This window comes from Pandoraea commovens (genome assembly GCF_024704525.1).
GTDB classification, from domain to species: domain Bacteria; phylum Pseudomonadota; class Gammaproteobacteria; order Burkholderiales; family Burkholderiaceae; genus Pandoraea; species Pandoraea commovens.
Genome location: NZ_CP102780.1, coordinates 5,536,687 through 5,558,199, shown reverse-complemented (window position 1 = coordinate 5,558,199; position 21,513 = coordinate 5,536,687). Strand labels below are relative to the sequence as shown.

At 61.0% G+C, this 21,513-nt stretch carries 23 protein-coding genes; 18 read left to right on the top strand and 5 right to left on the bottom strand.

What is annotated here, in order from left to right; genetic code table 11:
- Window positions 1-4: 4 nt before the first annotated feature.
- The 12 genes from rpmD (at window position 5) to dsbD (ending at window position 8,082) form a co-directional block, all read left to right on the top strand.
- Window positions 5-187 (top strand): 50S ribosomal protein L30, encoded by a 183-nt coding sequence (gene rpmD, locus NTU39_RS25020; protein ID WP_010804119.1) that lies wholly within the window; start codon window positions 5-7, stop codon window positions 185-187.
- Window positions 188-198: 11 nt separating this feature from the next.
- A complete protein-coding gene (gene rplO, locus NTU39_RS25015) occupies window positions 199-633 on the top strand; it encodes a 50S ribosomal protein L15 (RefSeq protein WP_039393709.1) in 435 nt (144 codons plus the stop codon).
- Between the two features lie 23 nt (window positions 634-656).
- Window positions 657-1,994 (top strand): preprotein translocase subunit SecY, encoded by a 1,338-nt coding sequence (gene secY / locus NTU39_RS25010; protein WP_010804117.1) that lies wholly within the window; start codon window positions 657-659, stop codon window positions 1,992-1,994.
- A 12-nt stretch (window positions 1,995-2,006) separates the two neighbouring features.
- Window positions 2,007-2,225 carry a translation initiation factor IF-1 gene (infA, locus tag NTU39_RS25005; RefSeq protein WP_007869286.1) on the top strand — a complete coding sequence of 73 codons (219 nt, stop codon included), beginning with the start codon at window positions 2,007-2,009 and terminating at the stop codon, window positions 2,223-2,225.
- 19 nt (window positions 2,226-2,244) lie between these two features.
- Window positions 2,245-2,361, top strand: coding sequence for a 50S ribosomal protein L36 (gene rpmJ, locus NTU39_RS25000; protein ID WP_010804115.1), 117 nt, complete (start codon window positions 2,245-2,247; stop codon window positions 2,359-2,361).
- A gap of 35 nt (window positions 2,362-2,396) precedes the next feature.
- Window positions 2,397-2,762, top strand: coding sequence for a 30S ribosomal protein S13 (gene rpsM / locus NTU39_RS24995; protein WP_039393701.1), 366 nt, complete (start codon window positions 2,397-2,399; stop codon window positions 2,760-2,762).
- 17 nt (window positions 2,763-2,779) lie between these two features.
- Entirely contained in the window at window positions 2,780-3,184 is a 405-nt protein-coding gene (gene rpsK, locus NTU39_RS24990; RefSeq protein ID WP_010804113.1) for a 30S ribosomal protein S11, read from the top strand.
- A gap of 152 nt (window positions 3,185-3,336) precedes the next feature.
- Window positions 3,337-3,960 carry a 30S ribosomal protein S4 gene (gene rpsD / locus NTU39_RS24985; protein ID WP_039393699.1) on the top strand — a complete coding sequence of 208 codons (624 nt, stop codon included), beginning with the start codon at window positions 3,337-3,339 and terminating at the stop codon, window positions 3,958-3,960.
- Window positions 3,961-4,066: 106 nt separating this feature from the next.
- A complete protein-coding gene (locus NTU39_RS24980) occupies window positions 4,067-5,044 on the top strand; it encodes a DNA-directed RNA polymerase subunit alpha (protein WP_039393697.1) in 978 nt (325 codons plus the stop codon).
- A gap of 152 nt (window positions 5,045-5,196) precedes the next feature.
- Window positions 5,197-5,589 (top strand): 50S ribosomal protein L17, encoded by a 393-nt coding sequence (gene rplQ, locus NTU39_RS24975; protein WP_039393695.1) that lies wholly within the window; start codon window positions 5,197-5,199, stop codon window positions 5,587-5,589.
- Window positions 5,590-5,783: 194 nt separating this feature from the next.
- Entirely contained in the window at window positions 5,784-6,116 is a 333-nt protein-coding gene (gene cutA / locus NTU39_RS24970) for a divalent-cation tolerance protein CutA (RefSeq protein WP_257958802.1), read from the top strand.
- A gap of 58 nt (window positions 6,117-6,174) precedes the next feature.
- Window positions 6,175-8,082 (top strand): protein-disulfide reductase DsbD, encoded by a 1,908-nt coding sequence (dsbD, locus tag NTU39_RS24965; RefSeq protein ID WP_257958801.1) that lies wholly within the window; start codon window positions 6,175-6,177, stop codon window positions 8,080-8,082.
- A gap of 48 nt (window positions 8,083-8,130) precedes the next feature.
- On the opposite strand, the gene hemB is transcribed toward dsbD, so the two are convergent.
- A complete protein-coding gene (gene hemB / locus NTU39_RS24960; protein WP_150666279.1) occupies window positions 8,131-9,129 on the bottom strand; it encodes a porphobilinogen synthase in 999 nt (332 codons plus the stop codon).
- A gap of 528 nt (window positions 9,130-9,657) precedes the next feature.
- A complete protein-coding gene (gene yihA / locus NTU39_RS24955) occupies window positions 9,658-10,326 on the bottom strand; it encodes a ribosome biogenesis GTP-binding protein YihA/YsxC (RefSeq protein ID WP_150666278.1) in 669 nt (222 codons plus the stop codon).
- A 298-nt stretch (window positions 10,327-10,624) separates the two neighbouring features.
- On the opposite strand from yihA, the gene NTU39_RS24950 reads away from it, so the two are divergent.
- The 5 genes from NTU39_RS24950 (at window position 10,625) to msrQ (ending at window position 16,748) form a co-directional block, all read left to right on the top strand.
- A complete protein-coding gene (locus NTU39_RS24950) occupies window positions 10,625-11,281 on the top strand; it encodes a c-type cytochrome (RefSeq protein ID WP_150666277.1) in 657 nt (218 codons plus the stop codon).
- A 175-nt stretch (window positions 11,282-11,456) separates the two neighbouring features.
- Window positions 11,457-13,592 (top strand): cytochrome c biogenesis protein ResB, encoded by a 2,136-nt coding sequence (locus tag NTU39_RS24945; protein WP_257958800.1) that lies wholly within the window; start codon window positions 11,457-11,459, stop codon window positions 13,590-13,592.
- Window positions 13,593-13,603: 11 nt separating this feature from the next.
- A complete protein-coding gene (gene ccsB / locus NTU39_RS24940) occupies window positions 13,604-14,788 on the top strand; it encodes a c-type cytochrome biogenesis protein CcsB (RefSeq protein ID WP_257958799.1) in 1,185 nt (394 codons plus the stop codon).
- Window positions 14,789-15,030: 242 nt separating this feature from the next.
- A complete protein-coding gene (msrP, locus tag NTU39_RS24935; RefSeq protein ID WP_150666275.1) occupies window positions 15,031-16,029 on the top strand; it encodes a protein-methionine-sulfoxide reductase catalytic subunit MsrP in 999 nt (332 codons plus the stop codon).
- 11 nt (window positions 16,030-16,040) lie between these two features.
- Window positions 16,041-16,748: a protein-methionine-sulfoxide reductase heme-binding subunit MsrQ gene (gene msrQ / locus NTU39_RS24930; protein ID WP_373275339.1), complete on the top strand. Its 708-nt coding sequence runs from the start codon at window positions 16,041-16,043 to the stop codon at window positions 16,746-16,748.
- Between the two features lie 34 nt (window positions 16,749-16,782).
- On the opposite strand, the gene lysA is transcribed toward msrQ, so the two are convergent.
- Both lysA and lptM read right to left on the bottom strand, forming a co-directional pair.
- Entirely contained in the window at window positions 16,783-18,045 is a 1,263-nt protein-coding gene (lysA, locus tag NTU39_RS24925) for a diaminopimelate decarboxylase (RefSeq protein ID WP_257958798.1), read from the bottom strand.
- A gap of 118 nt (window positions 18,046-18,163) precedes the next feature.
- Window positions 18,164-18,391 carry an LPS translocon maturation chaperone LptM gene (gene lptM, locus NTU39_RS24920; protein ID WP_039393675.1) on the bottom strand — a complete coding sequence of 76 codons (228 nt, stop codon included), beginning with the start codon at window positions 18,389-18,391 and terminating at the stop codon, window positions 18,164-18,166.
- Between the two features lie 57 nt (window positions 18,392-18,448).
- Here lptM and cyaY point away from each other — a divergent pair, with 57 nt between their 5' ends.
- A complete protein-coding gene (cyaY, locus tag NTU39_RS24915; protein WP_150578303.1) occupies window positions 18,449-18,781 on the top strand; it encodes an iron donor protein CyaY in 333 nt (110 codons plus the stop codon).
- A gap of 27 nt (window positions 18,782-18,808) precedes the next feature.
- On the opposite strand, the gene NTU39_RS24910 is transcribed toward cyaY, so the two are convergent.
- Entirely contained in the window at window positions 18,809-21,274 is a 2,466-nt protein-coding gene (locus NTU39_RS24910) for a penicillin-binding protein 1A (RefSeq protein WP_257958797.1), read from the bottom strand.
- Between the last annotated feature and the right edge of the window lie 239 nt (window positions 21,275-21,513).

Genomic DNA, 21,513 nt, shown 5'->3' with positions numbered 1-21,513 from the left:
CAATATGTCGCAGCAAACTGTGAAAGTTAAGCTGGTCAAGAGCCTGATCGGTACGCGCGAAGAACATCGCGCCACCGTGAAGGGCCTCGGCCTGCGTCGCCTCAATTCGGTCAGCGAGTTGCAGGATACGCCCGCTGTGCGGGGCATGATCAACAAGGTCTCGTACCTTGTGAAGATCGTCGACTGAGCGAGGGCAAAATGGAATTGAATTCGATTAAGCCGGCAGAAGGCGCCAAGCACGCCAAGCGCCGCGTCGGCCGTGGCATCGGTTCGGGTCTGGGTAAAACCGCCGGCCGTGGTCACAAGGGTCAGAAGTCGCGTTCGGGTGGCTTCCACAAGGTGGGCTTCGAAGGCGGTCAAATGCCGCTGCAACGTCGTCTGCCGAAGCGTGGTTTCAAGTCGCTGACGCGTCGTTTCGTGGGCGAAGTTCGTCTGTCGGACCTGAACAACCTGCCGGTCGACGAGATCGATCTGTTGGTTCTGAAGCAGGCCGGTCTGGTGAGCGAGCTGTCGCTTTCGGCCAAGATCATCGCCGCTGGCGAGATCACCCGCAAGGTCGTTGTGAAGGGTCTGGGCGTCACCAAGGGTGCGCTCACCGCCATTCAAGCGGCTGGCGGTTCGGTCGCAGAGTAAGTTAGGACACCCCGGAGCCATCATTGGCCAAGTCTCCTAATCTCGCTAAGCCTGGTACGCAGGGCCCGAAGTATGCGGATCTGCGCCGGCGGCTGGTTTTCTTGCTGCTGGCGTTGATCGTCTACCGTATTGGTGCGCATATCCCGGTGCCGGGCATCGACCCCGATCAGCTGGCGCAGTTGTTCCAGCGCCAGTCGGGCGGGATCCTGGGCATGTTCAACATGTTCTCTGGCGGTGCGTTGTCGCGTTTCACGATCTTCGCGCTGGGGATCATGCCGTACATCTCGGCGTCGATCATCATGCAGTTGCTGGCGATGGTTTCGCCTCAACTGGAAGCATTGCGTAAGGAAGGCCAGGCCGGACAACGCAAGATCACGCAGTACACCCGGTATTTCACGGTGGTGCTTGCGCTCTTCCAGGCAGCTGCAATCGCTGTGACGTTGGAAAGCGAGCCGGGGCTCGTCGTCGATCCGGGCATGCTGTTCCGCCTGACGACGGTGATCACGCTCGTGACCGGCACGATGTTCCTGATGTGGCTTGGTGAGCAGATCACCGAACGCGGTCTCGGTAACGGCATTTCGATCATCATCTTCGGCGGTATTGCGGCAGGTTTGCCGAACGCTGTGGGTGGCTTGTTCGAGTTGGTCGGTACCGGTTCGATCGGTCCGTTCTCGGCGATCGTGATCTGTGCCCTGGTGGTGCTCGTGACGTTCTTCGTCGTTTTCGTCGAACGTGGTCAACGCAAGATCCTGGTGAACTACGCGAAGCGTCAGGTCGGCAATAAGGTGTACGGTGGTCAGGCTTCGCACCTGCCGCTCAAGCTGAATATGGCAGGCGTGATTCCGCCGATCTTTGCATCGTCGATCATCCTGTTCCCGGCAACGATCGCGAATTGGTTCGGCGCAGGTGATAACGCGCGCTGGCTCAAGGATATCGCGGCGAAGTTGTCGCCGGGTCAGCCGATCTACGTGATGCTCTACGCACTGGCGATCGTGTTCTTCTGCTTCTTTTACACCGCTCTGGTGTTTAACAGCAAGGAGACCGCTGAGAACCTGAAGAAGAGCGGCGCGTTTGTTCCGGGCATCCGTCCGGGCGACCAGACCGCGCGTTATATCGATAAGATCCTGACGCGATTGACACTGGCCGGTGCAGCTTACGTCACCTTGGTGTGTTTGCTGCCTGAGTTCCTCGTGTTGCGCTGGAATGTCCCGTTCTACTTCGGTGGAACCTCACTGCTGATTATCGTGGTGGTGACGATGGACTTCATGGCGCAAGTGCAGTCGTATGTGATGTCGCAACAATATGAGTCGCTGCTCCGCAAGGCGAATTTCAAGGGCGGCAATAACATGACGCTTCGCTGATCATCCAGGATCATGTCGAAAGACGACGTTATTCAAATGCAGGGTGAGGTCGTTGAAAACCTCCCCAATGCCACCTTCCGGGTAAAGCTGGAAAATGGTCATGTAGTACTCGGACATATTTCCGGCAAGATGCGGATGCATTACATCCGCATCCTTCCCGGAGATAAGGTGACGGTAGAGTTGACGCCCTACGATCTGTCGCGTGCGCGGATCGTCTTCCGGGCGAAGTGATTAGAGAGAGGGAATTGTCATGAAAGTTTTGGCATCTGTTAAGTGCATCTGCCGCAATTGCAAGTTTGTGAAGCGCAAAGGCGTGCTGCGCGTGATCTGCAGCTCGGATCCGCGCCACAAGCAACGTCAGGGCTAATCGGCCTTTAACGCTATTTAGTTGGGGAATTACGAATGGCTCGTATCGCAGGGGTTAACATCCCGAACCACCAGCACACTGTCATTGGCCTGACGGCTATTTACGGTGTCGGTCGCACGCGCGCTCGCCAGATTTGCGACGCAGCCGGTGTGGCTCACTCGAAGAAGGTCAAGGACCTCGACGACGCTGATCTCGAAAAGCTGCGTGATCAAGTTGGTCAACTGACGGTTGAGGGTGACCTTCGCCGTGAGACGACCATGAGCATCAAGCGCCTGATGGACCTGGGCTGCTATCGTGGTATGCGTCACCGCAAGGGCTTGCCGCTTCGCGGTCAGCGCACCCGTACCAATGCGCGTACCCGTAAGGGCCCGCGTAAGGCCGGCGTCTCGCTGAAGAAGTAACCAGAGGATAGGAACTCATGGCTAAGCAACAGAACAACGCCGCTTCGCAGCGCGTTCGCAAGAAGGTCAAGAAGAGCGTTGCCGAAGGCGTCGTGCACGTCCACGCTTCGTTCAACAACACCATCATCACGATCACCGATCGTCAGGGCAATGCGCTGGCATGGGCGACGTCGGGTGGCCAGGGCTTCAAGGGTTCGCGTAAGTCGACCCCGTTCGCTGCCCAGGTTGCTGCTGAGTCGGCTGGCCGCGTGGCACTGGAATACGGCGTGAAGAACCTCGAAGTTCGCATCAAGGGCCCGGGCCCGGGTCGCGAATCCGCGGTTCGTGCGCTGAATGCGCTGGGTATCAAGATCACGGCCATCTCGGACGTGACGCCGGTCCCGCACAACGGCTGCCGCCCGCCGAAGCGTCGTCGTATCTAAGACGCTTCAGGAAATCCTGCTATAATCGCGGGTTCGCGCACGGTCTCGGCCGTGCGCGTAGTAATTTCTAAGACCACCGTCCGGTACATTGGTACCGGACTTGCGTAGTGGACAAAGTTCGCTGCGTCAAATTTTGAGATAAAGGAACAACCGTGGCACGTTATATCGGCCCGAAGGCCAAACTCTCCCGTCGTGAAGGTACTGACCTCTTCCTGAAGAGCGCACGTCGCTCGCTCGCCGACAAGTGCAAGCTGGATAGCAAGCCGGGTCAGCATGGCCGCACGTCGGGTGCTCGTACGTCGGACTACGGCAACCAGCTGCGCGAAAAGCAGAAGGTTAAGCGTATTTACGGCGTGCTTGAGCGTCAGTTCCGTCGTTATTTCGCGGAAGCCGACCGCGTCAAGGGCAACACGGGTGAAAACCTGCTGCAACTGCTCGAGTCGCGCCTGGACAACGTCGTGTACCGCATGGGCTTTGGTTCGACGCGCGCTGAAGCGCGCCAACTCGTTGGCCACAAGGCCATCGTGGTGAACGGTGTCGTTTCGAACATCCCGTCGATCAAGGTCAAGGCCGGCGACGTGATCAGCATTCGCGAAAAGGCCAAGAAGCAAGTGCGTATTCAAGAAGCGCTGACGCTGGCTGAGCAAGTCGGTTTCCCGATCTGGGTTTCGGTTGACGCCAAGAAGATGGAAGGCACTTTCAAGGCACTGCCGGAACGTAGCGATATCGCGGGCGACATCAACGAAAGCCTGATCGTCGAATTGTATTCGCGTTAATCCGTATGATGCTTGACGCGCCTCACGGCGCGTTTTGCGTTCCGTGCAGGTTGTCACCCATCAGCCTTATCGGTGTAACGAGCCGAGGGTATTGAAAAGGAAACCTATGCAAACCAGTTTGTTGAAGCCCAAGATTATTGCGGTTGAGCCGGTCGGTGAGCATCACGCCAAAGTCGTGATGGAGCCGTTCGAACGTGGCTACGGCCACACCTTGGGCAACGCGCTTCGCCGCGTGCTGTTGTCATCGATGGTGGGCTACGCGCCGACCGAAGTGACGATCGCTGGCGTTGTGCATGAATATTCCACCATCGATGGTGTCCAGGAAGATGTCGTCAACTTCCTGTTGAACCTCAAGGGTGTCGTGTTCAAGCTGCATAACCGTGACGAAGTCACCGTTACGCTGCGCAAGGATGGTGAAGGTGTGGTGCGCGCTTCGGATATCGAAGTGCCGCATGATGTGGAACTGATCAACCCCGATCACGTGATCGCGCATCTGGCGAAGGGCGGCAAGCTCGACGTTCAGATCAAGATCGAGAAGGGTCGTGGTTATGTCCCGGGTAACGTGCGCCGTTATGGCGACGAATCGGCCAAGGTTATCGGCCGTATCGTCCTCGACGCGTCGTTCTCGCCGGTCAAGCGTGTGAGCTACGCGGTCGAATCGGCCCGTGTGGAGCAGCGTACGGACCTGGACAAGCTCGTGATGAACATCGAAACCAACGGTGTGGTATCGCCGGAGGAAGCGATCCGTCAATCGGCTCGCATCCTCGTCGACCAACTGTCGGTGTTCGCTGCGCTGGAAGGCACGGAAGCCGCCAGCGAAGCGCCGTCGCGTGCGCCGCAGATCGATCCGATCCTGCTGCGTCCGGTGGACGATCTCGAGTTGACGGTGCGTTCGGCCAACTGCCTGAAGGCCGAAAACATCTACTACATCGGCGACCTGATCCAGCGTACCGAGAACGAATTGCTCAAGACCCCGAACCTGGGTCGCAAGTCGCTCAACGAGATCAAGGAAGTGCTTGCCTCGCGTGGTCTCACGCTCGGCATGAAGCTCGAAAACTGGCCGCCGGCTGGTCTCGAGAAGTAATGTAACGACATGGCCGCCTTCGGGCGGCCGTGTTGCTACGTAAGTGCGGCACGTCGGCATGTCCGATACGGCCGATTGCGAAGGTACCGGCCCGCGGTGATTGTCACCGATAGAAGAGCTTGGTCGAAAACTCTGTTTAAAGGAAAGTAAAAATGCGTCACCGTCATGGTTTGCGTAAACTGAACCGTACCAGCAGCCACCGTCTGGCCATGCTGCGTAACATGTCGAATTCGCTGCTCCAGCACGAAGCCATCAAGACCACGCTGCCGAAGGCCAAGGAACTCCGTAAGGTCGTCGAGCCCCTCATCACGCTGGGCAAGAAGGACTCCGTCGCTAACCGTCGTCTGGCGTTCAACCGCCTGCGCGATCGCGAAATGGTCACGAAGCTGTTCAACGAACTCGGCCCGCGTTTTGCCAACCGTCCGGGCGGCTACCTGCGTATCCTGAAGATGGGTTTCCGCGTGGGTGACAACGCTCCGATGGCTTTCGTCGAACTGCTGGACCGTCCGGAAGTCGACACGGAAGCGCCGGAAGTCGCTGAGTAAGCGATTCGCGCAACGGTCTTTTGAAGACCGTCAGTCGTAAAAAGAAGCCAGGTCATTGACCTGGCTTTTTTGTTTTTTGGGCATCGTCCGAGCAGGCATCAGCACCAGTCTGGAAATCGTTGTCGCCGCACACATCTTTGCCGGTGTCGGTGTACAGTGAACACCTCTCACGCCTGAACGGTCTACAGCACACCATGGACGCCCTTCTCATTGTCATGACGACATTTCCCGACGAGGCCAGCGCAGAAGCGGCCATCGACGGCATGCTTGCCGCACGCCTGGCGGCCTGCGTGCAGCAAATGGCGCCCGTGCGGTCGAGTTACCGCTGGCAGGGCAAGCGTGAAACGAGCGTTGAAGTGCCACTCATGATCAAGACGACTGCCGCGCGTTACGGTGCGCTGGAGCAGTACATCAAAGAACACCATCCATACGACGTCCCGGAGATTGTGGCGTGGCCCGCCACGGCGGCACTGCCCGCTTACGCGCGATGGGTCGAGAATGAAACGCGGGGGGAACTGCATGTTTGATGTGAAGACGTTGGCCGGGCCGGAATTAGCGGTTTCCTGCAGCACCCGGGGAGCGACGATGCCGCATCGTGTCCAGCGACTCTGGATGCTTGCACTGACCATGCTGGCGATCATGCTGACGTTGGGTGTGGGCCGTGCCCACGCAGCGGACGACTTCCTCGATCCTGACGTCGCCTTCAAGGTGTCGAAATCGGAGCAGCCCGGAGTCGTGGTGTTGCGTTTCGACGTAGCGAAGGGGTATTACCTCTATCGTGAGCGGTTCGCCTTCGCCGCAGACAACTCCGCCGTCAAACTCGGCGCGCCGGTGTTCCCGAAAGGCGAGGTGAAGCACGACGACACTTTCGGCAAGGACATGGAGGTGTATCACGAGCCGATCGATGTCCGGATTCCAGTCGATAAGGCGAGCGGGCCGTTTACGCTGAACGTCACGATGCAGGGGTGCGCAGACAAAGGGCTGTGCTATCCGCCGATGGACAAACCGTTGAAGATTTCCGCCGCGGCGATTGGCAATGGGGCCGGTGGCGCTTCCAGCGCCGGTTCCTCTGTCGGTCCGGCGACTCAGGCATTGCTCGGTGGCGGTGCGCAGGGGGCTGGAAGTGCTTCGGTCGCATCCCCCGCCGGTGGCTCAGCAGGCGGATGGCTGTCCGCTCGCGACGATTACAACGAAGCGGAACGGATTCTCTCGGGCGGCAGCTTTGCGTTGGCGTTGGGAATTTTCTTCGTGCTGGGCCTTGGACTCGCCTTCACCCCGTGCGTTTTGCCGATGGTGCCAATTCTCCTGTCGATCGTCGCGGGACAAGAAGCCAGTCGTGGGAAGGCTGTGCGTCTGGCCATCGCGTATGTCCTCGGCATGGCCATCGTGAACACTGTCATTGGGGTAGCTGCCGGACTGCTCGGGCAGGGTTTGATTGCGTTCTTGCAGGCCCCCTGGGTGCTTGCTCTGTTCGCGTTGCTGATGGTGGTCCTGTCCCTTTCGATGTTTGGGATGTACGAGATCCAGCTGCCTGCCGCGCTGCGTGACCGGATCGACAATGCCGCGCGCAAACAGCAGTCGGGACAGTGGGTCGGTGCAGCAATGATGGGTGTACTGTCCGGGCTGATCGTGAGTCCCTGCGTGACGGCACCTCTGGCAGCAGCGTTGGCGTTCATCGCCAAAACCGGGGATGCCGTTTTCGGTGGTGCGACGCTCTTTGCGCTGTCGCTGGGGATGGGACTGCCGCTTGTGATCCTTGCCGGTGGCGGGGGTACGTTGTTGCCGCGCGCGGGCGCATGGATGGACGGCGTGAAGCGTTTCTTTGGGTTCCTGCTGCTCGGGGTTGCGCTGTGGATCGTTCGTCCCCTGCTGTCGACGCCGGCGCTGCTTCTCGGCGCAGGCGTTCTCCTGCTGGTCTCGGCCACTTTTATGCGTGTGTTCGACAATTTGCCCGATGGGGTCAGCGGTGCGCGACGTCTTCTGAAAGGCCTTGGCGTTGCCGTGGCCCTGTTGGGAGCCGTAGCGCTCGTCGGTGCAGCCGCCGGGGCGCGTGATCCGTTAGCGCCGCTGGCTGGCTTGTCGACCGTGGCGTCGGGGAGTGCCAACGCTGGCACGCCCGCTGTCGAGGGTGTGAAATTCCAGCGTGTGCGTAGCGTGGCGGAACTGGATCAGGTGGTGGCGAGCGCCGGGCGTCCGGTGATGTTCGACTTCTATGCGGACTGGTGCATCAGTTGCAAGGAGATGGAACGTTTCGTTTTTACGGACCCGCGCGTGAAGGCCCGCCTCGATCAGGTGGTGCTCGTGCAGGCTGACGTCACGGCCAACAATGCAGACGATCAGGCGCTACTCAAGCGCTTCGGTTTGTTTGGGCCGCCGGGCATCATCTTCTTTGATGGCAGTGGCAACGAAGTCACCGGAACGCGCGTGATCGGCGCTCAGTCAGCAGATCTGTTCCTGCGAAGCCTCGAAAAAGCATTCGGGCCGGCTGCCTGAAGCACCGACCCGAATCGCTTCGACGCGACTAGCGCCTGGCGACGCGCCTTACGCCTGAGCGCGAAGCAAGCGTGCGGCGTCGAGTGCGAAGTAGGTCAGAATGCCGTCCGCACCAGCTCGCTTGAAGGCCAGCAGCGATTCCATCATCACTTTGTCGTGATCGAGCCAGCCATTCTGTGCGGCGGCCTTGAGCATCGCGTATTCGCCACTGACCTGATAGGCGTACGTGGGAAAACGGAACTCGTCCTTCACGCGACGCACAATGTCGAGGTACGGCATGCCGGGCTTGACCATCACCATGTCGGCACCTTCCTCGATGTCGAGCGCCACTTCACGGATCGCTTCGTCCGAGTTGGCCGGGTCCATCTGGTAGGTCATCTTGTTGCTCTTGCCAAGGTTCGCCGCCGAGCCTACAGCGTCCCGGAACGGACCGTAGAACGCCGATGCGTACTTGGCCGCGTACGCCATGATCCGCGTATGGATGTAGCCGCCGGCTTCCAGGGCTTCGCGCACGGCGCCAATGCGGCCGTCCATCATGTCCGAGGGGGCAACGATGTCCACACCCGCTTCCGCTTGCGTGAGCGCTTGCTTCACGAGCAGGTCCGTCGTCACGTCGTTGATGACGTAGCCGTTCTCATCGAGTACGCCGTCCTGTCCGTGGCTGGTGTACGGATCGAGCGCGACATCGGTCAGAACGCCGAGATCGGGGAAGTTGCGCTTGAGCTCGCGCACTGCGCGGGGGATCAGGCCATTGGGGTTGGTCGCCTCGATGCCGTCCGGCGTCTTAAGCGAGGCTTCGATGTTCGGGAACAGTGCAATGACTGGGACGCCGAGCGTGACGCACGTGTCGGCCACACGCATCAATTCGTCGACGGAAACACGTTCGACGCCGGGCATCGAATCGACGGCCTCGCGGCGTTTCTCACCTTCGAGTACGAACACCGGGTAGATGAGGTCGTCGCAAGTCAGGCGGTTTTCGCGCATCAGACGGCGCGAGAAGTCATCGCGTCGCATGCGGCGCGGACGAAGCAGGGGGTAGGAACTCATGCGATCGGTCCTTTGGACGAAGAATGGCGCGTCGGAAATTCCCGTGAATCGGACGTTTTGACGTGTCCCGAAAACGGTGCTGTCGTTGCGACTGGCTCAACGATTCCGTAAGAGGGAAGGCGCGCAAAAAAGGGCGCTTGCCGGGAAACTTTCGAACGCATGGTATATCATACCAACCGGATGTTCGCACTGCGTGTGACGTCCCCCGCTTCTCCTCCCTGAGCGGGCGCCTGTCGTTCTACGATAAGGCTTATTTAAACCCGCCGTGCCTACACGGCGGTTTTTTTATGTGCGCTCGAATCGTGTCATAACGGCACGGCAACCTCCCGGATCGTCTCGCTTTCCGGTGAGTTCGCGCAGACATCATCCGTTCGGCCGATACGACGGCTCGCTGCATCGGCCCTATCGATTTCCCCTAGAGGACCTCGTGACCCACGCGTCTTCGCCGCGACGATTTGTCGCGCACGGTCGGGGTATCGAACGTCTACCTTTGGAAGTTGGATCCGCGTGCGGTCTGCGGACCCGCGTTTACTTTTTGGCCTTCTCGCGTGCCGGAATGGCGAGCCAGTCTTCGAGCACGCGCTGCGCGGCGTCGACGCCGGTACGCTTGAGCGACGAGAACAATTGCGCCGTGAATTGCGGGGCAATCGTCGGATCGTCGGACGGCAGCCCATCGGTGCGCGGCAGCGCGGACAGGCGTTTCTGCGTCTCGCGCAGCACGTTCGTGGCTTCCTGACGCGTGAGCTTGTCGGCTTTCGTCAGCAGGGCGTGGATCGGACGTCCGGTAGGCATGAACCAGTCGATCAGTTCGCAATCCAGGTCCGTGAACGGGCGGCGCGAGTCCATCACCAGCACGAGGCCGCGCAATTGCGGACGCTGGACGAGGTAGTCGCCGAGAAGCTGTTGCCAGTGCACCTTCACACCGCCACCGACCTCGGCATAGCCGTATCCCGGCAAATCGACGAGGTAGCCGTAAAGGTGTTCGAGGTGGGCGATCTCGAAATAGTTGATGTGCTGCGTGCGACCCGGCGTCTTGCTCGAGAAGGCCAGTCGCTTCTGGTTGCAGAGGATGTTGAGCGCGCTGGATTTGCCCGCGTTCGAGCGACCCGCGAAGGCGACCTCGGGCACGGCCGTAGGCGGCAGGTCGCGCAGATGATTGACGGTCGTAAAGAAGCGGGCTTGATGAAGTAGGGACATGACGGAAACCGGGGAGCGCCGCAGCCACGGGAATCGGGCCGCAACGCGGGCGCAGGGACGCAAAACGGTGGGGTTGAGCACTCACCGGCGACAGGCCGGGAAGCCCCGTTCTGCGGCCTTCTACATGGAAATCCCCTAAAGCCGGGGAAAGTCTTTATTGTACAATATGAAAGTTAACCTTGGCCTTGCCAAGGCTTGCCCGAACGTCTCGCGCGCCGTGAGGTTGGAGGAGAAACGCGGCGTCGGACGGTGAGTTCGAACGACCGATTTCCCGACAAAACAGATATAAGGTGTGCGAATGAACCGAGGAGTGTGGAAGTCTCTCGCTGCAACACCGTTGGCGCTGGCATGCATTCTTCTGAGCGGTGCGGCACAAGCCGCCGAGCCTCAAACGCCCGCAAAACCCGATCTGGCCCGGGGACAGGCCATCGCCACACAGGTGTGTGCGGCCTGCCACGCGGCAGACGGCAATAGCCCCGGCGGCGCTTATCCGAAGCTGGCCGGTCAGCATGCCGAATATCTCTACAAGCAGCTCGTCGACTTCAAGGCGCAGCCCGGCAAGACCCCGGCACGCAACAACCCCATCATGGCCGGTATGGTCGCGGCATTGAACGAGCAGGACATGCGCAACGTGTCCGCTTACTTCGCCTCACAGACCGAGAAGCCGGGCGTCGCCCGCAACAAGGACACCGTGCCGCTCGGTGAGAAGATCTACCGTGGCGGCATCGCGGAGAAGGGCGTGCCGGCGTGCGCATCATGCCACGGCCCGACCGGTGCTGGCATGCCGTCGCAATACCCGCGCCTGTCCGGGCAATGGGCGGAATACACCGAGGCACAACTCATCGCCTTCCGTAACGAAACGCGCGGCAACAACGCGCCGATGCATACGATCGGCGGACGCCTGTCGGATAAGGAAATCAAGGCCGTCTCCGATTACGTGGCTGGTCTGCGCTAAGCGTGATGATCGGGAGCCCTGCCCTGACATCATGTGAACGTCAGGGTATATTCGCTGACTTATAACGAAACCTGCTACGGTGCCGCAGAGCGACCGGGGGTAACTGGTTTAGCATACACAGGGTGGCGGGCGCGTGAGATTCGCGTCCCCGCCCTTTTTTGTTGTCGGAAACAGAATGAGCATCAGTACCTCCGGAATGCAGATCAAGGGAGCGCAGCGTTGGGTGCGCGATGGCGTCGAGCTTGTCAGTTCGATGCGTTTCGCCATCAGTCTGCTGACCGTGCTCGCGATTGCCAGCATCGTCGGCACCGTGCTCAAGCAGGGCGATCCTTACCCCAATTACGTCAACCAGTTCGGTCCATTCTGGGCCGACGTTTTCCGCTCGCTCGGCCTGTACACGGTGTACAGCTCGTGGTGGTTCCTGCTGATCCTCTTTTTCCTGATGGCGTCCACGACGCTGTGCATCGTGCGCAATGCGCCGAAGATGATCGCGGATATCCGCAGCTGGCGCGATCACGTACGCGAGGGGAGTTTGCGCGCGTTCGGTCACAAGGCCGAGTACACCGGTCCCCTCTCGCGCACGGATCTGCTCAAGCGTGTCACGGGCTATCTCGGACATCGTGGTTACCGTTTCGTCGTGCGCGAGCGCGAAGGGGCCACGTTGGTGGCCGCCAAGGCTGGCGCCATCAACAAGATCGGCTACATCTTTGCGCACAGCGCTATCGTGATCATCTGTCTGGGCGGTCTGGTCGACAGCGACCTGCTGATTCGCGTCCAGATGGCGCTGTTCGGCAAGTCGCCGCTGCAAGGTAATGCCGTCATCGCACAAATTCCCGAGAACCATCGTCTGTCAGCGAACAACCCCGCGTTTCGCGGCTACGCATTCGTACCGGAAGGCGGTAAGTCCACCACGGCAATTCTGAATTTTCAGGACGGCTCGGTGGTGCAGGATCTGCCGTTCTCCATCGAACTGAAGAAATTCCACGTCGACTATTACTCGACGGGCATGCCGAAGCTGTTCGCCAGCGACATCGTGGTGACGGACCCCGAAACCGGCAAGTCGATGGATGCGACGGTCAAGGTCAACGAACCGTTCATCTTCAAGGGCGTGGCGATCTATCAGTCGAGTTTCGAGGACGGTGGCAGCAAGCTGAAGCTGACCGGTTACCCGATGCGCGGCGCGACCGATCGTCCGTTCGCGTTCTCCGGCGACATCGGCGGGTCGACCCAACTGCGCGGTGGCGCGGCAGGGAAGGACGCCTACACCGTCGAATTCAGCGACTTCCGTGCCATCAACGTCGAGAACATCAGCAACGGCGGCGGCGAGCGCGACGTGCGCGGCGTCGCCCGTAAATCGTTGCGCGATGAACTGGGGGCGCAACTCGGTTCCGGTGCGCGAACCGACGTGGGCAAGGATCTGCGAAACGTCGGTCCGTCGGTGCAGTACAAGGTGCGTGACCGCAGCGGTCAGGCCAAGGAGTACCGCAACTACATGCTGCCGATTCTGGTGGAAGACGGCGAGCGTGTGTTCATGACGGGCGTGCGCGACACGCCGGACGGTCCGTTCCAGTACCTGCGCATTCCGGCGGACGTCGATGGCTCCGTCAAGCAGTGGATGTTGCTGCGTGCGGCGCTTCAGGACGACGGCGCGCGGACTGAAGCGGCTCGTCGGTTTGCGATGCAATCGCTGCCGTCGCAGACGTCCGCCGAGTTGCGCGGGCAATTGCAGGAAAGCGCCAAGCGCGAACTGGACCTTTTCGCCGGTGCGATGCCCGCGAGCAAGAACGGTCATGCGACAGGCGGATTGCAGGCAATTGCCGAGTTCGTGAACGAGAAGGTGCCGCAGGAACAGCAATCGAGTGCGGCCGACATGTTCCGTCGCATTCTGGACGGCACGATCTGGCAACTGTGGCAGGTCGCTCGCGAACAGGCGGGGCAGCCGGCGGCGGTGCCGTCGCCGGAGACCGAGCGCTTCGTGCACACGGCCACTAACGCGCTGTCCGACAATTTCCTGTACGACGCCCCGGTGTTCCTGCAACTCGACTCGTTCGAGCAGATCCAGGCGAGCGTCTTCCAGCTCACGCGCTCGCCGGGCAAGAAGATCGTGTATCTTGGCAGCTTGCTGCTGGTACTGGGCATCTTCTCGATGTTCTACGTGCGTGAGCGGCGTCTGTGGCTGTGGGTCAAGGACACGCCGGAAGGTGGCAGTTCGGTATTGATGGCAGTGTCGACGACGCGTCGCACCCTGGATTTCGAAAAGGAATTCGCCCGCACGAAGGCGGAGATGAACGAGATCGTCACAAAACGATGAAGGTGAGACAGATGGAGTTATCCCAAGGCTATTCAGAGGTCTCGTGGCTGCGCCGTCGCAGCATCGGCGACTGGTTGTTCGCGCTGGCGCTGGCGCTGGGCGCGGGCTTCGCGCTCAACCGGTACGGCCACTTCATGGACTATTACGAGCACACGATTCTGGTGCTCTCCGTCCCGACGTTTGCCCTGCTCGGCTGGCACTGGCGTTCGGTGCGCTGGCTGATGGCGGGGATCGCGATTCTCGCGCTCTCGGGCATCGGGATGTATCACCACGATCTGGCGCGCGCCGATCAGGCGTTCTTTCTCAAGTACTTCCTGTCGAGTCAGTCCGCCATTTTGTGGATGAGCGCGCTGTTCTTCCTGTCGACGCTTTTCTACTGGGGCGGCCTCCTTGCCCGTTCGCCGTTCGGTGCGAGCGTCGGTTCGTCGCTGTGCTGGGCGGCCGTGCTGCTCGGCTTCACCGGCATGATGGTGCGCTGGTATGAGTCCTATCTGGTGGGCGCAGACGTCGGCCATATTCCGATCTCGAATCTGTACGAAGTCTTCGTGCTGTTCTGCCTGATTACGTCGCTGTTCTATCTGTACTACGAGCAACGCTACGAGACGCGCTCGCTTGGCCCGTTCGTGTTGCTCGTGATCAGTGCCGCTGTCGGTTTCAACCTCTGGTACAGCGTGGCGCGCAGCGCCTACGAAATTCAACCGCTGGTGCCTGCGCTGCAAAGCTGGTGGATGAAGATTCACGTGCCTGCGAACTTCATCGGCTACGGCACGTTTGCCCTCGCAGCGATGGTGGCGGTGGCCTACTTGCTCAAGTCGGGCGAGAACAAGCGTCTGGCTGCCAATGGCAAGCCGCTTGACAGCGGATTCTTCTCGTCGCGCCTGCCGTCGCTCGAATTGCTCGACGACGTGATGTACAAGGCGATTGCCGTCGGTTTTGCGTTCTTCACGATCGCCACGATTCTCGGGGCGCTGTGGGCGGCGGATGCCTGGGGCGGCTACTGGAGCTGGGATCCGAAGGAAACCTGGGCGCTGATCGTCTGGTTGAACTACGCGGCCTGGTTGCACATGCGCCTGATGAAGGGCCTGCGCGGTGTGGTAGCGGCATGGTGGTCGCTCACAGGCCTGCTGATCACGACGTTCGCATTCCTCGGCGTGAACATGTTCCTCTCCGGGTTGCATAGTTACGGACAGCTCTGACGCCGTAATACCCCTTCGCCGAGGGGCAGCTGCAAGGCCATCGCGTTTGAAAAGCCGCCTCACTTACGTGCAGGCGGCTTTTTTCATCCTGATATGTGATTTTTCACAACGCAACGTGGGGAACGGCGTTCTTTGGATGTCGGTCCCATCGCTTATGAGTGACAATTGGGCGGCGCGTAGCCCGCAACTTGGCGGCACGTCGCTCGGTGAGATAACTCGGATACGTTCGGGAGGCAGGCATCATGAGTACGACCAAAGCGCATCTGCGTGGGGCAGATATTCCATCGAGCAGCATCACGCCGCGGGAAGTGGCAACAGGTCGGCGGCGCTTCTTGCAAGCGTCCGGTATTGGCTTGACGGGGATGGGCGGTGCGGCACTCGGTCTGCTTCCGTCCGGTGCAGCCTTCGCGGCGGACAGTCCGGGCACCGGGCTGGCCAAGCTGGCGGCGACGCGCAACACGCAGTACGTCGTGACCGACAAGGCGACCGATATCAAGGACATCACCACCTACAACAACTTCTACGAGTTCGGCACCGACAAGGCCGATCCGGCACGTCGCGCCGGCACGCTGAAGCCACGTCCCTGGCAGGTGGCCATCGAGGGCGAGGTCAAGCAGCCCAAGATCTACGATCTCGATGCGTTGCTGAAACTCGCACCGCTCGAAGAGCGCGTCTATCGGATGCGCTGCGTCGAGGGTTGGTCGATGGTGATTCCGTGGATCGGCTACTCGCTCTCAGCGCTCATCAAGCAGGTACAGCCGACGGGCAACGCCAGGTATGTGGAGTTCGTGACGCTGGCCGATCCGAAGCAGATGCCGGGACTGTCCTATCCGGTGCTGAGCTGGCCGTACGTGGAGGGGCTGCGTATGGACGAAGCCATGCACCCGCTCTCACTGCTGACGTTCGGCCTGTACGGCGAAGTGCTGCCGAATCAGAACGGCGCGCCGGTGCGCATGGTGGTGCCGTGGAAGTACGGATTCAAGAGCGCCAAGTCCATCGTGAAGATCCGTTTCGTCGAGAAGATGCCGCAGACGAGTTGGAATCGCGCGGCGTCGAACGAATACGGCTTTTATTCGAACGTGAATCCCGAGGTCGATCACCCGCGCTGGAGTCAGGCGACGGAGCGCCGCATCGGGGAGGGCGGCATCTTCACGCCCAAGCGCAAGACGCTGATGTTCAACGGGTACGCCGATCAGGTCGCGAGCCTGTATCAGGGCATGGATCTACGTAAATTCTTCTGAGTCGACGCACCGTGCTGCCATCCCCTTCTCGATTGCCTCCTGCGTCGACACCCGGCAACGCTGCTTCGGCGTCCAATGCCCGCGACGGCAGTCGTTCAGCGCAGCGTCCGAATCGGTGGGTGCCGTGGGCCAAGGTCGTCGTCTTCCTGCTTGCACTTGCGCCGCTGTCACGGCTCGTGGTCTACGGACTGACAGACCAGCTAGGCGCGAATCCGGTCGAATTCATCACGCGTTCGACGGGGACGTGGACGCTCGTGATGCTCTGCATCACACTCGCCGTCACGCCCGTGCGACGCGTGACCGGTATGTCGTGGCTGCTGCGATTTCGTCGCATGCTCGGGCTATTCACGTGCTTCTACGCCGCACTGCATTTCGCGACGTATTTCTGGCTCGATCAATGGTTCGACTGGGCCAGCATTTTGCGCGACGTGACGGGCAAGCGGCCCTTCATCACGGTGGGATTCGTGGCGTTTGTCCTGATGACGTTGCTCGCGATAACGTCACCGCATGCGGTGATGCGCCGTCTCGGTGGGCGGCGCTGGCAGCGGCTGCATCGCGCGATTTATGCGATAGCCGTGCTCTCGATCCTGCACTACTGGTGGATGAAGGCGGGCAAGAACGATCTTGCCGAGCCGCTGATCTACGCGATCGTGGTGACCGGCCTGCTGGGCGCCCGTGTGATCTGGGCGCTGCGCAGGCCGTTACCGCGGCAGTCTTAGGCGGGGATGCAGTGCATCCGGCAGATCGCGAGGATCAGGCCGGGAGGAGTCGCTCGCCCGCAAACAGCGATTCGACCGTCTCGCGTTCGCGCACGAGATAGGCTTCATTGCCGTCGACCATGACTTCGGCGGCGCGCGGACGCGTGTTGTAGTTCGAGCTCATCGTGAACCCATAGGCACCGGCGGACCGAATGGCAAGCAGGTCGCCAGCCTCGATCGCCAACTCGCGGTCACGGCCGAGCCAATCGCCGCTCTCGCAGACCGGGCCGACGACGTCGAACGTCGCGGTATCCCCGGCGCGACGCACCACCGGATCGATTCCGTGATACGCCTCGTACATGGCCGGGCGGGCCAGATCGTTCATCGCAGCATCGACGATGGCGAAGTTCTTCGTCTCGCCATGCTTGAGGAATTCCACGCGCGTGAGCAGCACACCGGCGTTGCCGACCAGCGAACGGCCCGGTTCGAACAGCACCTGACGGTGGCCGTGGCCACGCTTGGCGATGTGGTCGAGCAGCGTCGTGGCGAATGCCGTGATGTCCGGCGGCGTTTCGTCGGTGTAGGTGATGCCCAGACCGCCACCCACGTCGATGTGATGCAGCGAAATGCCAGCCGCTTCGAGCTTCTCGACGAGATCGAGTACCTTGTCGGTCGCATCGAGGTACGGCGAGATTTCGGTGATTTGTGAGCCGATGTGGCAGTCGATGCCGACGACTTCGAGGTTGGGCATGGCGGCCGCTGCGCAATAGGCGTCGAAGGCTTCTTCGTACGCTACGCCGAACTTGTTGCCGCGCAAGCCCGTGGAAATGTACGGATGCGTCTTTGCGTCGACGTTCGGGTTCACGCGCAACGACACACGCGCCCGCTTGCCGATTTGCCCTGCCACCGCGTTCAGGCGATCCAGCTCCGGACGCGATTCCACGTTGAAGCAGAACACGTCCTTTTCCAGTGCGAAACGCATTTCGTCTGCATGCTTGCCGACGCCGGAAAACACAGCGCGCTTCGGATCTCCGCCCGCAGCGATGACGCGTGCCAGCTCACCTGCCGAAACAATGTCGAAGCCCGCGCCCAATTTGGCGAACACGCCGAGGACCGCAAGGTTCGAATTGGCCTTGGCGGCGTAATGGACTGCGGCGTTACGACCTTCGCAGGCCTTGGCGTAAGCCTGATAGGCGTTCGTCAGAGCCGCCTTCGAGTAGACATACAGCGGCGTGCCGAAGCGTTCGGCGAGGGCGGGCAGCGCTACGCCTTCGGCGTGAAGTACGTCGTCGCGGTAGGAGAAGATGGCGTCGGACATCGGAGGTGCTCGGTAATCAACGGGAAAAACAAGGGGCCGCCAGACGGGCCGAAGGCGATGTGCCCCGAATGTCGCGGACAAATCCGCCGGAATTCGGCCAATATCGGCTAATTTACGCTTATTCCGGTTTTGCTGCGGGGCGCGAGGCGGCCGGCGGCACGTCGACGGACGGCCCGCGCTCAGGCGTGGGGACGAGCGGCGGCGGAGGCAGCGGGGCACCCGGCGGCGGCGTCGGTTTCACCGGTTTGGCAGGGTAGTAGAGCGGGCCGGCCTGGCCGCAGGCGGCCAATGCGCTCAACAGAGCAATCGACGCTACAATCGCGCAGGTTCGAATAGGTGCAGTCATGGGGGTATCGCCGCGTGGTGCGGCATGCTAACGATGACGCAAACCGTGGAGTTTAGCATGACGGAAAGTGAATTCCTGGCGCTCGCCGAGGCAGTGCTGACGCAGGTGGAGGCGGCGGTCGAGGCGGTGGTCGACGACAGCGATGTGGATATCGATTGCGAACGTACGGGGAATGTCCTGACGCTCGAATTCGACGATGGCAGCAAGATCATCGTCAATGTCCAGACGCCAATGAGCGAGATCTGGATTGCCGCACGCTCGGGCGGTTTCCACTTCCGCCTGAAGGGCGACAAGTGGCGCGACACGCGCGACGATTCCGAGTTGTTCGAGGCTTTGTCGCGCTTTGCGTCGCAACAGGCCGGAGAAACGGTCACGCTTCAGCCGGCCTGATCGAAGGTCACGTCATCCCTGAGTTCGTCAGGGCTTGCTGTTGAACATGTCCAGGATGCGCTGACGCTCCTGGCGGTCCACAGGGGTCGGTGCGGGTGCGGGTGCGGGCATTGCCCCCGGCTGCGCCGGCATCTGACCGGGCAGGGCCCCCGTCGACGGACCCGGGGCTGCCGAACCGTCCGGTGCCGTCTCGGCGCTCAGACCGACGGTGCTGACGGCGCGTCCCGGCGGATAGTCGTCGTAGTAGTAATCGCCATTCGCCTGAATGACGCCCGGCGGCATCGCGCGAGGAGAATCCGGCACCCCACGCAGCGCCTTCGACATGTAGTCGATCCAGATCGGCAATGCCAGACCGCCACCGGTTTCACGATCGCCCAGATTGCGCGGCTGATCGAAACCGATCCAGGCAACCCCCACCAACTGAGACTGATACCCGGCGAACCATGCGTCGTGCGAATCGTTCGTCGTGCCCGTCTTGCCCGCGAGATCGCTGCGCTTGAGCACGTTGGTCTTTGCGGCTGTGCCGCGCGTCGCCACATCGTGCAGCATCGAATTCATGATGAAGGCGTTACGTGCCGGAATGGCACGAATCGACTCGTCGCCTGCCGCGACCGGCTTCTCTTCCATGATCACGTTGCCCTTCGAGTCGGTGATGCGGGCCACGATGAACGGATTGACGCGGAAGCCGCCGTTGGCGAACACGGCAAAACCGCTCGCCATTTGCAGCGGCGTCACCATGCCCGCGCCCAGCGCCATCGGCAGATAGGCCGGATGCTTGTCCGCTTCGAAGCCGAATCGCCCGATGAACTTCTGGGCATAGGCCGGCGTGATGCTCTGCAGAATGCGGATCGACACGAGGTTGCGGGACCGCATCAGCGCCACGCGCATCGGCTCCGGCCCGTCGAAGCCGCCACCGTAGTTCTTGGGCTCCCACGGCTGTCCACCGGTCTGTGCCGCCGAGAAGTACAGCGGAGCGTCGTTGATGATGGTCGCTGGCGCAAAACCTTTTTCCAGCGCGGCCGAGTAGATGAACGGCTTGAAGCTCGACCCCGGCTGACGCCATGCCTGCGTCACATGGTTGAACTTGTTGCGGTTGAAGTCGAACCCGCCGACCAGCGAGCGGATGGCACCGTTCTGCGGGTCTAGCGACACGAATGCCGCTTCGATGTCCGGCATCTGCACGATGCGCCAATTGTCCTTCGCATCCTTCGTCACGCGAATGACCGAGCCCGGACGAATCCGCTGTTTCGGCTGCGCTTTGGCGCTCAGCCCGGCGGCGGCGAATCGCAGCCCGTCGCCCGTCACGGTGACATCGTCGCCGTTCAGAAGCACGGCTTTCACCTGCTGGGGCGATGCGGCGAGCACCACGGCTGCGACCATGTCGCCACTGTCCGGGTGCTCGACCAGCGTGTCGTCGATCAACTGTTCGCGCTCGTCCTTGCCGTCCGGCAGGTCAATATTCGCTTCGGGGCCGCGATAGCCGTGGCGCAGTTCATACGCCATGACGCCCGCGCGCAGCGCTTCGTACGCCGCTTCCTGATCCGCCGAGTTGATGGTCGTGTAGACGTTAAAACCGCGCGTGTAGATCTCGTCCTTGAACTGCGCATAGAGCAGTTGACGCACCATTTCCGCCACATACCCGGCGTGCACGCTGAATTCGCTGCCCAGCCCGCGCACCACCAGTTCCTGCGCGATTGCCTGATCGTATTCGGCCTTGGATGCATAGCCGAGGTCGTACATGCGCTTCAGGATGTATTCCTGACGCACGCGCGCACGCTTGTAATTGACGATCGGGTTATAGGCCGACGGCGCTTTCGGCAGCCCGGCTAGCATGGCGGCCTCGGCAAGAGTGATGTCCTTCAGATCCTTGCCGAAATAGACGCGTGCTGCGCTGGCGAAGCCGTAGGCACGCTCCCCGAGGTAGATCTGATTCATGTACAGCTCAAGAATCTGATCCTTGGTCAGGCGCGATTCGATCTTATAGGCGAGCAGCGCTTCGTAAATCTTGCGCGTGTACGTCTTCTCGCTGGAAAGGAAGAAGTTACGCGCCACCTGCATGGTGATCGTACTCGCACCCTGCGACGAGCCGCCGCGCGTGAAGTTTGCGACGCCCGCGCGGAAAATGCCGATAAAGTCGACGCCGCCGTGCTGATAGAAGCGGTCATCCTCAATGGCGAGGACGGCTTTCTTCATGACGTCGGGAATATCGGCGAAACGCACGAGATTGCGACGCTCTTCGCCGAATTCACCGATCTGGATTTCGTCGGCCGTGTAGATGCGCAGCGGAATCTTCGGCCGGTAGTCGACGATCGTGTCGAGCGACGGCAGCTGTGGCGTCATCACCACCAGGATGTACCCAGCGAGCAACGCGCCGCAAACGGCCATCGCAGCGATCAGGCCTACGAACCATAGTGCGATGCGCAGCCAGATGGAGCGGCGCGGTTTGGGCGGACGCTTGTCGCGGGGTGTCTCGGTTTGGGGTGTGCTTGCCATGGGAGAACCGGAAAAAACGATGGGCCGATTATAACGAACGCCCCGCAACCTCCCTCGACAGCCTCCCGAAATCGGCGTTTGCGCCTATGGGGGCTAGGAATCGTCCGAGCGCAAAACGGCATGAATTCCGAAAGCGCCTTTCGCTCGCCTTTCCTTCGCCAGTATTCGGAATCGTCCGATTGGACCGCTGTGCCATGCCCGATAGCATCGATCGCATCGATACGACGAAAGGCAGGAGG